The sequence below is a fragment of the Haemophilus parainfluenzae genome, from assembly GCF_014931275.1.
Taxonomy (GTDB): Bacteria; Pseudomonadota; Gammaproteobacteria; order Enterobacterales; family Pasteurellaceae; genus Haemophilus_D.
Genome location: NZ_CP063110.1, coordinates 1,722,081 through 1,736,348 on the forward strand (window position 1 = coordinate 1,722,081; position 14,268 = coordinate 1,736,348).

Below are 14,268 nucleotides of genomic sequence, written 5' to 3' on the forward strand. Positions count from 1 at the left end.
CCTCCTTACAACCCAGTGAAGTAAAATACAAACGCCAACACAGAAATGCCGAAGCCGACCACGGTTAAACGTCCTGTTAACATAAAGCGGGTACGAGAGAGTGTGTTTTCAAAGACACAAGCCAACACGAATACCACTAATAATTTCACGAAGAATAAAACACCGCCTAAAATGACCGCACTTAAGCTCATCTCTGTTGGGATACCAAACGGAAGCAACACGCTCACAAAGATAGATGCTACAACCATGGATTTTAAGCTTAAGCCGACTTTTAATAAGGCGAGTGCTGGACCAGAGTATTCTGTCAATGGACCTTCTTGTAATTCTTGCTCCGCTTCCGCCAAATCGAATGGGATTTTACCCATTTCAATAAATACGGCGAAGAATGCTGCGGCGATAGCAATCACTGTCGCAATTGGATATTGCCAAGTGTTTTCGGAAAGTGCATTACCGATAACCGCAAAATTGGTTGAACCAGCAATTAAAGCAATCACAAGGAATGCCAACATGAGAATTGGCTCTACCAAGACACCTAATGTGACTTCACGGCTCGCCCCTAAACTTGAGAATGTGCTGTTTGAATCCAAACCCGCAATTGAGAAGAAGAAACGGAACAAGGCGAATAAATAAATCACAGTGATTAAATCACTGCCTGCGCCAAACGGTGCGACACGGGTAAATAAAGGCAAGCTCATGGCGACTACCATCACAGTGCTAATTAGCACATAAGGCATCACTTTAGAAACCCAACCCGCATTGTCAGGCCAAATATTTTGACGTTTCATTAATTTCGCAATATCGCGATAATCTTGTAACACGCCAGGACCGCGACGAGATTGAATACGAGCGCGGATCATACGTGAAATACCGGAAAATAACGGTGCAAGGGCAAGCAAAACCAAGGCTTGCACAATGGCAAAAACAAACATTCCGGCAGATGTTGCAATTTCTGAAGGTAACGTAATCATCTTCAACCTCCTACATCAACGCAATGGAAAGTAGTATTGCCACCAAGGCAATCACGAAGTACACGCAGTACACACGGAAGTCACCTTGTTGCAACCATTGGATTTTTGTTCCTAACCAAGGAATAAAACGAGCGATAGGCATGGTCACTTTTTCTTCCCAGAAAGGTTCAGCTTTTGTTGCGCCTTTAATTACCGCTTGGATGCCTTTATCACCTAAAGGTGCAGGATCCAACACTTCACGCAAGGTATAAAGCGATTTGAAAATCGTACGTAACGGACGAGTGAAACTGCCTGCAGAGGCAGCCATATCTTGTTCATAAGCATAACCACAAGCCCATGGATTGCCTTTTGCACGATCGGATAAACGTTGATTTTTGGTGAACGCATAGAAACTAAATGGCAAGAAGAAAAATGCCAATAACATGATAGTCACCATTGGTGTTGAAAGTGCAGTATGCGGTTCAGCTTGTGCAACCACTACGCCATTTTGAGCCAACATGAGCGGTTCGCTATGAGCAAGTGCGGTCGAAATTTTCGCAATTATTGGGGTCACCACTGATGCGCCCACACCTAACAACACACAACATAACGCTAATACCGCCATGGCAATCACCATTGGTTTTGGTACTTCGCGTGCATTAGCTGCTTTTTCACTACGTGGTGCACCACCGAAGCTGATACCGTACACTTTCACGAAACAAAGTGCCGCTAACGCACCCGTCAATGCCAACATAATGATGGCAATCGGACCAGCAAGTTTTAAGACGAAATCATCACTTTGGCTTAAGGTGAATAAAGATTGATAAGTAAACCATTCACTGACAAAACCGTTAAACGGTGGCAATGCCGAAATCGCCATGGTACCGATTAAGAAACAGAATGCAGTGTAAGGCATAAGTTTGCCTAAGCCGCCCATTAAGTCCATGTCTTTAGTATGCAAGCGATACATTACTGAACCTGCACCTAAGAATAACAAGCCTTTGAATACAGCATGGTTAAGTAAGTGGTATAAACCACCAAGTAAGCCCACGGTTGCCAACACTGGATGATGTGTCGCGATACCAATCATACCAACGCCCACACCCATCATAATGATACCGATATTTTCTACCGTGTGATAAGCCAAGAGTTTTTTGATGTCATGTTCTGCCAAGGCATAAAGTACGCCGAGTACGGAGGATACCGCACCAAAACCAAGTACGATAACACCATACCAAACATTGGTAGAACCGAGAAGATCGACACCGACTTTGATGATCCCGAAGATACCGATTTTCACCATCACACCAGACATCATTGCAGATGCATGAGAAGGTGCAGCCGGGTGAGCTTTCGGTAACCAGCTGTGTAATGGAATCATCCCTGCTTTGGCGCCAAAACCTAAAAATGCCAAAATAAAGGCGGTAAAGGCAAGCGGTGCCGGTAAAGTGGTTTGACGGAATGCGCTAAATTCAAAACTACCGGCATAGCAGTAGAAAATGAAGAAAGCGATCATAATTAATACCGAACCAGCATGCGCAATAAAGAAATAAAGCAAGCCCGCATTTACGGCGTTGTCATCTTGTTCGGTAAGGACTAAGAAATAAGATGCCAATGACATCATTTCAAAGAATACAAGGAAGTAGAACGCATTATCGCTGGTGACTAACGCAACCATGGAAGCGATAAATAAATTCATAAAGAAGCCCATGGAACCTGCGCCTTTACCTTTATATTCTTTTACATAAGAGAAAGAATAAAGTGCGGTCACAATCACTAATAAAGAAATGACGCACACCATAAACGCCGCCAATCCGTCAATACGGATGGAGAACGAGGCAAATTCAAATGGGGTTTTGAAAACATCAACGACTGTGTCGCTGCTGATCAGAACGGGGATGCAGGCAACAATACCTAACACTCCAGCAAGTACACCGGTCACGCCGGATATATTGATTGAAAGTTGTTCGTTTCGTCTCACTGCGAGCGAAATAAACGCACCTACGACATAAATCAACAGGGTCGTGATGAGTAAATTGATAGGTAAACTCATAATATCACTCCATTGATTACAAGTTAAAACACACTAATTATCTTGGAATAGCAGGCGAAGAAACCATTGCCATTTCACGTTTTCTTTCGTTAGCCTGCTTGATACTCTCATCACTAATAATAAATAAGGTTTTGGTCGGACAGGTTTGTACACAAGCCGGACCATCTTCACGGAAATAGCAAAGATCGCATTTCACCGCAATGGCTTTCACGCCTGGTTGCCATGCCAGCATATTGTGTAAATCTGTATTATCTGGTGCTGTACGAATATCTCGTTTTACCGCATCGGTGAAGGAGAACCCTTCGTAATAAGTAGGTGCGTCAATCGGTGCTGAACCATGTTGGGTAATTGCACCGAATGGGCAAGCAATACCACAAAGTTTACAACCGATACAGAGACTTTCGTTAAGTTGAATGGTGTCATTAATATGTGTGATTGCGTGCACCGGACACACGGTAGCACATGGTGAATCATCACAATGACGACAGAGAATTGGCACGGTTACATCATCATTACGCATGACTTGTAAGCGTGGAAAAGATTGTAATCCGAAAGCTTTATGCACTTCGCTACAAGCGGCCATACAGGTGTTGCATCCAATGCAATCCTTCGGATCACCGATTACAAAACGATTCATACATTCCCCTCCTTGTATGTAAATAACGTTTCTACAATAACCACTCTGCTTATAAGGATACTCCTATAAAAAAGTAAAGCTCAAGAAGTAATTCAAAAAATTGTGATTAAGATCAAAAGATTTTGATTGTTTTTCTATTACTGTGATACACCTGTTAAATAACCGTGAAACATAATAATTTTATGTTAAAAATGTGAACAAACTTTCAACAAATAGACATCATCCTATTTGAAATATCGCTATACAAATTTAAGTGGTTACGTGATAAAATTTACCCTTCGCAGTATGTTTATTGGTGCACAATAAACAATTTATCTCATAAACATTCAAACTAAGGACAGATTATGTGTTTAGGTATTCCGGGACAGATCATTCAAGTAGCTGACAGCGCATTACAGCTTGCTGTAGTCGATGTCTGCGGAGTAAAAAGAGAAGTTAATATTTCATTAATTTGTCAGGATGACCCAAAACCTCTAGTTGGCAAATGGGTTCTCGTACATGTGGGTTTCGCCATGACAATTATTGATGAAGAAGAAGCCAAACAGACGCAAGAAGCCTTAATTGCGATGAGCCAGCTAGAACACGAAGTCGGCGATTTTCTTGGACTCAATCAAAAATAAACAGGATTGCGTTATGCAAGGGATCGAATTACGCATAAAAGGAAAAGTTCAGGGCGTGGGATTTCGCCCTTTTGTCTGGCTTCTGGCAAATCAATATGGATTAAATGGAGATGTCAATAATGATGGACAAGGCGTGTTAATTCGTTTTATCTCTCCACCATCCGGCTCTCTTGAACAATTTTTATCCGATCTACAAAATAAGCTTCCACCACTGGCTCAAATTACGGATATTACTCAGCGCGCCATTGATTGGCCAGAAGCAACTGAAATAACAGGTTTTACTATCCGGGAAAGCGAAAACAATCAAATGGACACGCAAATTATTCCCGATGCAGCAACCTGTCCACATTGTTTAGCTGACTTATTCGATCCGAACAATCGACGTTATCACTACCCTTTTACCAATTGTACCCATTGCGGCCCGCGTTTTACCATCATCAAGGCAATTCCTTACGACCGAAAAAACACGGCGATGTCTGTTTTTCCGCTTTGTCCACAATGTGAAAAAGAATATAAAGATCCCGCTGATCGTCGTTTTCATGCTCAACCCAATGCTTGTTCGGTCTGCGGCCCTCATATCTGGTTACAAGATCGAGAACAAACGCTTGCTACTCATGAAACCGCGCTAAAACAGACCGCACTTTTATTGCAACAAGGTCACATTGTCGCGGTTAAAGGTTTAGGCGGTTTTCATCTGGCCTGTGATGCGAATAATCAAAAGACGGTTGATTTATTACGTCAACGGAAACATCGTCCCACAAAACCATTAGCCATTATGGTGCCTGATCTGCAGTTTTTACAGGATTTGAGTTCTCAAGAAACAGAATTGCTAACCAGCAGTGCAGCTCCGATTGTACTGCTAGCAAAACATAAAGTACCCAATATTGCTGATAACATCGCACCTAACTTGCAAGAAATCGGCGTCATGCTTCCAAGTAATCCACTGCAGCATTTGTTGTTACGTGCGGTTAATCGTCCGCTAGTCATGACCTCTGCTAACGCAAGCGGTCAACCTCCTGTATTGAAAAATGAACATGCGGTGGAACAATTAGCTGATTTAGCGGATTTTTATCTTTGTCACAATCGCGATATTCTACAACGTGCTGATGATAGCCTTGTTCGTGTTGCCTTCGATGGATTAGAAACGCTACGTCGTGCTCGTGGCTATGTGCCAGATGAAATACCACTTGAAACACAAAGTCCGAAAAATGTGTTGGCGTTAGGTTCCGATCTAAAAAATACATTCTGCTTACTACGTCACAATAAAGCCGTACTGAGCCAACATATTGGTGATACTGCAAATGAGCAAGTGCGGTCACAATTAAGTGAAAACCTTGCATTATTTCAGCAGATTTACCAATTTCAACCAGACATCATCGCGGTGGATGCTCACCCTGGCTATTTTTCATCTTCTATCGGAAAACAACTTGCTGAACAGCAACAAATCACACCAATCGAAGTACTGCATCATCATGCTCATATTGTCAGCGTGATGGCCGAACATCATTGTAATGAACCTGTAATCGGTCTTGCACTAGACGGTATCGGCATGGGCGAAAATGGACAACTTTGGGGAGGTGAATGTCTACTCGTTGACTATCAACATAGTCAATATTTAGGTGGTCTGCCTGCTGTTGCCCTACCTGGGGGCGATCTCGCTGCCAAACAACCTTGGCGTAACTGGTTGGCTCACCTGCATCAATTTGTGCCACAATGGCAAGAAATTCTCACCAAAACCTGTACAGAACCGAATTGGCAAATATTAGTCAATGCCATTGAACGCGGACTCAATTGCCCATCTATATCATCTGCGGGTCGCTTATTTGATGCCGTAGCTTATGCTCTCGGTATTGCTCCAACCATTGTTTCTTGGGAGGGCGAAGCTGCCTGTCATTTAGAAGCACTGGCAAATACCTCATCTTTGGCAACACAAGCACAAAGTGCGGTCAATATTCCAGTAAAAATGCCACTTATCGGCAATAAACTGGATTTGGCTTATTTCTGGCAAAGTTGGTTGAATTACCAGGCGCCTGTCGCAGATAAAGCCTTCGCCTTTCATTATGCTCTCGCCCAAGGTTTTGCTGCACTTGCGACAAACCAAGCACGAAAACACCAATGCAGTACCATCGTGCTATCCGGCGGTGTGATGCATAACCAACTGCTACGTCGTTTATTAAAAGAAAATTTGAGCGAATTCCATGTACTAAGTGCGCATAAACTACCGATGGGTGATGGTGGACTCAGTTTAGGTCAGGCGGTTATTGCCATGCATAGAAACTGATAATCCCTAATATTAAATATAAGAAAAAGAGTTAATCGAAAATAACGATTAACTCTTTTGTTTTTGTATTTCTTTTTTATAGCGGAATACTGGAAAAGAAGACCAATAACAATGGTGGCAGAATATTCGTAACAAAGCCGAATGAAATCGCAATTGGCGTTACTTCAATGCCTCCCGCTTTTTGGATAATTGGCAATGTACAATCTATTGCAGTTGCCCCCGTAATTCCAATCGCGGTTGAACGAAAATGGCGCATAAATAATGGGATGACAAATAAACTAACAATTTCACGGGATAAATCATTAAAAAAGGCAATACTACCCTGCACCGGTCCCCACGCATTAGTTAATACCACACTAGATAACGAATACCACCCCATTCCAGAGGCAAACGCCAGTCCTTGCGTAATTGGCATCGCTAAAACGAAAGCAGCTATCACGCCCCCTAGTAACGAGGTAAACGTAAACACCATCCCTGTTTGAAAACCACGCTTATTGAAAATAGCGTCTTTTAAAGAAATACCGTTATTTCTTAGCTGAATCCCTACAAAGAAAATCAGTACAATCAATACATACAGATTAATACCTGTAGGTAACATAAGATAGGATTTGAATAAGAAACCACAAAGGGTGCCAATTACCACAGTGCCGGAAAGTTTGAGCGAGTCAATTAAGGAATGCCAACGAGAATCAATTTTACCTTGTGATTTAAGTGGCTCTGCTGGATTAAAACGGTCATAAAGCATTAAACCAATCATATTGGATCCCAAAATGATCGCCGATAGCGTCACCGCAGTTGTGCCAATAATAGGCAGTTTATGCTCTAAATCATCTAACTGACCAAGTAAATAGCCCATTAAGAAAAGAATAATGTAAAGCAAAAACATCACGATATGATTTATTTTTGCAATATAGGATTTATTATTGACCTTTAACAGATAACCTAACACCATCGGTATTAAGACAATTAATAAGCCATTTATCATATCCTGCATTATACTTCTCCTTTATTATTCCATTGAGTCTAGCATACCCCTTTTCTACTATTTTTCAAAGCGCATAAAAAAAGTGCGGTCAAAATTAACCGCACTTTTAATCATCTGAAAATTAAACTGATTAGCCATTAACTTGGCGACGTGCTAATACAGCATCAGATAACTGTTTTAACATGATTTCTGTATCTTCCCAACCGATACAGGCATCAGTAATACTTTGTCCATAAGTCTGCGCTTTACCATCGACTAAGTCTTGACGACCTTCAACAATATGGCTTTCTACCATGACACCGAAGATCTGTTTTGAACCGCCTGCAATTTGCTGGCAAACATCTTCACAAACTTCCATTTGTTTTTTGAATTGTTTGCTACTATTTGCATGACTGAAATCAACCATAACATGTGGAATACGACCAGATTTTTCGATCTCTACACAAACTTTTGCAATGTCTTCAGCTTTATAGTTAGGACCTTTATCTCCACCACGTAAAATGATGTGGCAGTCTTCATTTCCTTTTGTTGAAACAATAGCCGAATGGCCAAATTTTGTCACAGATAAGAAATAATGCGAAGCTTCTGCCGCCCCCATTGCATCTAAGGCGACTTTTACGCCACCATTTGTGCCATTTTTAAAGCCTACCGCACAAGATAATCCTGAAGCTAACTCACGGTGAACTTGAGATTCCGTTGTTCTCGCACCAATTGCGCCCCAACTCATAAAATCAGCGACGTATTGAGGGGTGATCATATCTAAAAACTCACCGGCTGATGGCACACCTAAGTTATTAATATCAGATAATAATTTACGCGCAATACGTAAACCATCATTTAAACGATACGTATCATTTAAATAAGGATCATTAATTAAGCCTTTCCAGCCCACTGTTGTACGCGGTTTTTCAAAGTAAACGCGCATCACCACTTCAAGTGTATCTTTATATTCATCACGTAATACTTTTAAACGTTTTGCGTAATCTAATGCCGCTTTAGGATCATGAATCGAACAAGGACCAATCACCACAAGTAAACGGTCATCTTTTCCATGAATAATATTGTGGGCATGTAAACGGGTTTCACGAACTAACTCTGCCGCTTCTTCACTTGCAGGGAATTTTTCTAATAAAGCAATGGGAGGCAATACCTGATCCACTTTTTCAATTCGGGTATCGTCATTTGCAACTTTTATTTCGATATCTTCTTTCTTCGTCGCCATATGTCACTCTCTAAATCTTAAATGTTGTGCTTAAAATCTAATGACGTTACTCTACACCCATTTTTTGCACTAGTAAACTAGTTCATTAGAGTTTTTACACTAAGTTTATATGATTGCATAAAACTTGTACTAGCTAAGCAATTCAAATAGGTCGCTATTAAACAACCTTTCGCCTTAGCTGACAAGGATTTTGGTGTAAAAATAGGTTGTACCTGCTCCATTTAAAATAGATTATTCTTTTATCCTCTAAAATGAATAAATAAATTTGAATAAAGTGTGGTCATAAAAAACAATTTCAATTCCAACCGCACTTTTTTAAATATTTTTTTAAATTCCCTTGTTTTTACTGAACATTCCCCCCATTTCTTTGTCTGAATGAACACTTATTCAGTCATTTATTTTTACTTGGAGAACTCTATGAAGAAAAGAAATTTTGTATTAACCGGCATCGCATTAGGTTTAAGCGTATTTGCGACCTCTGTATCCGCTCAAGCAGCTATTCCGAATGAAATCGTAGAACAAGGCAGCCTTGCACCTATGTTAGAAAAAGCGCAAGCAGCTGTTGTGACTCTTTCAGTTGAAGGCAAAGCAAAAGCAAACAGCCGTTCAGCATTACCTGATGACATCCCGGAAGAATTTAAATTTTTCTTTGGTGATCAATTTGGTGAACAATTTGGTGGAAACCGTGGCTCATCACGTGACTTCCGTGGTTTAGGTTCTGGCGTGATCATCAATGCAGATAAAGGCTATGTTTTAACTAACAATCACGTGGTAGATGGTGCGGATAAAATTACCGTAAAATTACAAGACGGACGTGAATTCAAAGCAAAACTCGTTGGAAAAGACGAACAATCTGATATCGCTTTAGTACAAATCGAAAAACCAACTAATCTTACTGCTATCAAAATGGCTGACTCCGATAAATTACGCGTAGGTGATTTTACCGTTGCTATCGGTAATCCATTCGGTTTAGGTCAAACCGTAACCTCTGGTATTGTTTCAGCACTAGGTCGCTCTACCGGTTCTGATAGTGGTGCATATGAAAACTATATTCAAACCGATGCTGCGGTAAACCGTGGTAACTCTGGCGGTGCATTATTGAATTTACAAGGTGAATTAATTGGTATCAATACGGCTATTATTTCTCCAAGTGGCGGTAACGCCGGGATTGCCTTTGCAATTCCAAGCAACCAAGCCAACAATCTTGTGCAACAAATCTTAGAATTTGGTGAAGTACGCCGTGGTTTACTCGGTATTAAAGGTGGTGAATTAAATGCAGATTTAGCGAAAGCCTTTAATGTCAGTGCGCAACAAGGTGCTTTTGTGAGTGAAGTCATTCCAAATTCTGCTGCCGAAAAAGCAGGCTTAAAAGCGGGTGATGTGATTACCGCAATGAATGGTCAAAAAATCTCCAGCTTTGCCGAAATGCGAGCTAAAATCGCGACTTCTGGTGCGGGCAAAGAAATTGAACTTACTTATTTACGTGATGGTAAATCTGAAAACGTAAAAGTGACCTTACAAGCAGACGATGGCACTCAAACTGCGAGCAAAACGGAACTTCCAGCATTAGATGGTGCAACCTTAAGCAACTATGATGCAAAAGGCGTGAAAGGTGTGGAAATTAGCAAAGTACAGCCAAATTCAATGGCAGCACAACGCGGTTTAAAATCGGGTGATATCATCATCGGCATCAACCGCCAGCCAATTGAAAGCACGCAAGACTTACGCAAAGCGCTAGATGAAAAACCATCTGCTGTTGCACTCAATATCTTACGTGGTAAAAATAACTTCTACTTATTAGTGCAATAAAATGAAAGTGCGGTCAAAATTGACCGCATTTTTTATTTATAAAAACTGACATAAGAATAATTAGGTAAAGATGATTGGGATTATTTTTAATTCAGAATATAATATGAAAATAACATACACATGATGCAAAGAGAGTATCCAAATGCCCAATCTTAAAGAAAAAGAAATCGAAAATAATGAGACAATAAACTTTGAATATATTACAAGTTATTTGGAAAAATATGCTGGGGAACAATATTATGGCCCCCAAAAACAACAAGCCAATAGTTCTGAAATGGCTGAATTCAAAGAACATGGTAGAAAAGCAGTCCAGGAATTTAGAAAATATATTGAAATTATAGCCTCAAACACTGGATATATAGTAGACACATCTAATAACTGGATTAATCAAGCTCAAAAAGGATATTCATACTTTTGGGGCGAATTAAAAAAGCATACTGCTCAAGAATATCCTCATAGTCTATCAGTTGCTATTTATATCAATTCTAAGAATGATAGCAACGATCAAATAATTTTATCTTTAAGTGTAGAAACTAAAGATACAAAATCCAAACCATCAGATTATGAATTTCATAATAAAATAATTAATTTTGCAATCCACCTAAATACAAAAATTTATTATCAAGCAGATTTCAATATTGGCGAACAAAAAAATTTTAGAATTGAAGAATATGAGGAAGTAAAAAAAGCTTTAAAATCTAAAATAATAAAAAAACTAAAGGTTGTAAGGAATGTCATAGGACCATATACAAAAAACAATACCTCAAAAATCATACAGGACTCATTAGAGGCTGCTAAAGAACTAATTCCATTTTATGAATATATCCTTCAAGAAAGAGGAATAGACACCTCAAATAAAAATGGAACTAATAAGGAAAAAGTTAAAATGGAAGACGTAAGAATTGGATTAAATACTATTTTATATGGACCTCCTGGAACAGGGAAAACATATAACACTGTAAGCTATGCAGTGGCTTTATGCGATAATGAAGACTTATCTTCTGTTAAAGCTAAAGATTATAAACAAGTTCTACAGCGATATAATGAGTTGGTAAATGAGGAGCGAATCGCATTTACTACATTTCATCAATCATATAGTTATGAAGAATTTATTGAAGGCATTCGTCCAGTAATAGATAACGATATTAACGAGGATAATCCTAATATAATAGAATATGAATTAGAATCTGGCGTTTTTAAAGATTTTTGTGAAAAAGCTGAAAGAGCTACAATAAAAAGTAGTGGATTTCCATTTCCAATTGCTAAAGATGCAAAAGTTTGGAAAGTTACAGTTTACGATACGGTCATAGATGAATGTTTTAAAAAGAACCAAGTTAGAATTGGTTTTGACATTAAAGATAAGGGCGCAATCAGTTTCGTAAATAACATTAATACTGGAGACATAATCCTAACGACTAATGGTAGTAGAGAATATATAAATGGTATTGCTATTGCTACCTCTGATGAAGCCTATGAACAGGATGATGTAGAGTCAAATAAAACAACTAGAAATGTTACATGGCTTGCTTGTAATATACATGAGGATATCACACCTTTAAATAAAGGTCTGATGATGGCTAGACATACTGTCTCAAAATTACCCAATATGAACGTTACTGAATTAATTGAATTCGCAATTCAAAAAAATCCAGAACTACGTAAGAAACAACTTGAATCAAATACTAAACCATATGTATTTATTATTGATGAAATTAACCGGGGTAATATATCTAAGATTTTTGGTGAACTTATTACACTAATTGAAGATACAAAACGTAAAGGGATGCCTGAGCAGATTTCTGCAATCCTTCCTTACTCTGGGCATAAATTCAGTGTCCCATCAAATGTTTATATTATAGGAACAATGAACACTGCAGATCGCTCAATCGCTTTAATGGATACTGCTCTTCGTAGACGTTTCCAGTTTGTAGAAATGATGCCTGATTCAAATATATTAAAAAAAATAGGCGCTGACAAAGTTGATGATTTAGACGTAGCATTAATGCTCGATAAAATCAATGAACGTATTACATTCCTATATGACAGAGAGCATACTATCGGTCATGCATTCTTTACCAAACTTGCTCACAGTCCAGATATAAAAACTTTAGAGATAATTTTTGACAAAACAATCATTCCTCTTTTACAAGAATATTTTTATGAAGATTATCAAAAAATACAATTAGTACTAGGTGATAATGGAAAAACAAACGACGACCTTAAATTTATTCAAGATGAAAAAATAAAAGTACAAAATATATTTAAAGGAAATATTAATGATGTAGTCGATCTTCCTGAAACAAAATTCAAGATTAATAAAATCGCATTTTCCAACATAGAAAGCTACAAACAAATCATATAGGAATCAGTTAAACATGGCTAAACTTTTAGAAGTAAAAGAGTTTGATTCTATTACTGGAAATGTTGACTTTGAAAATGATGAAAATTTTAAATATTTGGATGCAGCTGCCTTTCAAAATCTCATCGAATTTATCCGTGAATTTTCAGGAGATAATGAAATTGCCGATATTCTTAATTTTATGAGAATTTCATATAAGCGGAATATCGGTGATGTTATAACTATTCGAAATTATGTAGGTTTAATTCAGATAAAAAATGGGTATCAAGTTCAGGTTCTGCCTAAAATTAGTTTTGGGGAATACAATGACGTAGAAAATCAAGAAACCAAAAAAGTCTTTCTTAGAATGCTAAAAAGCATGAAAAACTTCCCAAGCAAATCATTTAATGATGCTAGTCTTAAAGTTGATAAAATGAATCTTTATGAAATTTTCATCAATATATATTTGAAAGAAGTAAGACAATTAATAAAGAAAGGGATTAAATCAGCATACCTTAGACAAGAAGATAATTTAAGCTATTATAAGGGAAAACTTCTAATATCTCAGCATTTAAAGAAAAATATAATTCATAAAGAAAGATTCTATGTAGCTTATGATGAATTTCATCCCAATAGATCTGAAAATAAGCTAATTAAAGCAACGTTATTAAAATTACATCAACTTACAACAAGTTCAGAAAATTCAAAAGAGATAAAGCAATTACTCACTGCTTTTGAAATGATTAAACCATCAAAAAATTACACTAAAGATTTTTCTAAAGTTACAATAGATAGAAATACTAAAGATTATGAAATGCTCTTACAGTGGTCAAAAGTATTTTTATTTAATCAGTCGTTTACTACTTTCTCAGGAAGAAAGAATTCTAGAGCCTTACTATTCCCAATGGAAAGTGTGTTCGAAAGTTACATTGCTCAACAAATCAAAAAAGTATTCGAACCAAATGATTGGGAAATTTCTACCCAAGATAAAGGATACTTTTTATTCACAGAACCCAAAGAACAATTTGCCTTAAGACCAGATATAGTTTGTCAAAAAGGCGATCGCATCATAATCATGGATACTAAATGGAAAAATCTAATTAATAATAGCAGAGTAAATTATGGTATTTCACAAAGTGATATGTATCAAATGTATGCTTATTCCAAAAAATATAAAACATCAGAAATATGGCTTTTATATCCTCTAAATGATGAAATGAGAAATCATCCGGAAATTAAATTTGAATCTGGAGATGGCACAAGTGTAAAGTTACACTTTGTTGATCTCGTTAATATTCAAAGAACGATGGAAGAACTATTGGCAAAATTGGAAGTAGATAATTAACTCCGTAATAAACTTTTCCTATATAACTATC

Annotated in this window: 10 protein-coding genes; 5 read left to right on the forward strand and 5 right to left on the reverse strand. The window is 38.1% G+C overall.

Features of this window, described 5'->3' with window-relative positions; translation table 11 throughout:
- Positions 1–5 precede the first annotated feature (5 nt).
- The 3 genes from INQ00_RS08365 to INQ00_RS08375 are packed head-to-tail and all read right to left on the reverse strand — an operon-like array spanning position 6 to position 3,637.
- Positions 6–968 carry a respiratory chain complex I subunit 1 family protein gene (locus tag INQ00_RS08365; RefSeq protein ID WP_197546777.1) on the reverse strand — a complete coding sequence of 321 codons (963 nt, stop codon included), beginning with the start codon at positions 966–968 and terminating at the stop codon, positions 6–8.
- 10 nt (positions 969–978) lie between these two features.
- Positions 979–3,000 carry a hydrogenase 4 subunit B gene (hyfB, locus tag INQ00_RS08370; protein WP_197546778.1) on the reverse strand — a complete coding sequence of 674 codons (2,022 nt, stop codon included), beginning with the start codon at positions 2,998–3,000 and terminating at the stop codon, positions 979–981.
- A gap of 37 nt (positions 3,001–3,037) precedes the next feature.
- Complete coding sequence (locus INQ00_RS08375; protein ID WP_014065505.1) at positions 3,038–3,637, reverse strand: 4Fe-4S dicluster domain-containing protein; 600 nt, start codon at positions 3,635–3,637, stop codon at positions 3,038–3,040.
- Between the two features lie 344 nt (positions 3,638–3,981).
- On the opposite strand from INQ00_RS08375, the gene hybG reads away from it, so the two are divergent.
- Both hybG and hypF read left to right on the forward strand, forming a co-directional pair.
- Positions 3,982–4,257 carry a hydrogenase maturation factor HybG gene (gene hybG / locus INQ00_RS08380; protein WP_005696275.1) on the forward strand — a complete coding sequence of 92 codons (276 nt, stop codon included), beginning with the start codon at positions 3,982–3,984 and terminating at the stop codon, positions 4,255–4,257.
- A gap of 13 nt (positions 4,258–4,270) precedes the next feature.
- Positions 4,271–6,538 (forward strand): carbamoyltransferase HypF, encoded by a 2,268-nt coding sequence (hypF, locus tag INQ00_RS08385; RefSeq protein WP_197546779.1) that lies wholly within the window; start codon positions 4,271–4,273, stop codon positions 6,536–6,538.
- Positions 6,539–6,614: 76 nt separating this feature from the next.
- On the opposite strand, the gene INQ00_RS08390 is transcribed toward hypF, so the two are convergent.
- Positions 6,615–7,532: a LysO family transporter gene (locus INQ00_RS08390; RefSeq protein ID WP_197546780.1), complete on the reverse strand. Its 918-nt coding sequence runs from the start codon at positions 7,530–7,532 to the stop codon at positions 6,615–6,617.
- A 121-nt stretch (positions 7,533–7,653) separates the two neighbouring features.
- Positions 7,654–8,745: a 3-deoxy-7-phosphoheptulonate synthase AroG gene (gene aroG / locus INQ00_RS08395; protein ID WP_269473880.1), complete on the reverse strand. Its 1,092-nt coding sequence runs from the start codon at positions 8,743–8,745 to the stop codon at positions 7,654–7,656.
- Positions 8,746–9,162: 417 nt separating this feature from the next.
- On the opposite strand from aroG, the gene INQ00_RS08400 reads away from it, so the two are divergent.
- The 3 genes from INQ00_RS08400 (at position 9,163) to INQ00_RS08410 (ending at position 14,237) form a co-directional block, all read left to right on the forward strand.
- Positions 9,163–10,554 carry a DegQ family serine endoprotease gene (locus INQ00_RS08400; protein WP_197546781.1) on the forward strand — a complete coding sequence of 464 codons (1,392 nt, stop codon included), beginning with the start codon at positions 9,163–9,165 and terminating at the stop codon, positions 10,552–10,554.
- 142 nt (positions 10,555–10,696) lie between these two features.
- Positions 10,697–12,916, forward strand: coding sequence for an AAA family ATPase (locus INQ00_RS09825; protein ID WP_269473881.1), 2,220 nt, complete (start codon positions 10,697–10,699; stop codon positions 12,914–12,916).
- A 13-nt stretch (positions 12,917–12,929) separates the two neighbouring features.
- On the forward strand, positions 12,930–14,237 hold the full coding sequence (locus tag INQ00_RS08410; protein ID WP_197546782.1) for an McrC family protein: 1,308 nt from the start codon (positions 12,930–12,932) through the stop codon (positions 14,235–14,237).
- Positions 14,238–14,268: the final 31 nt, after the last annotated feature.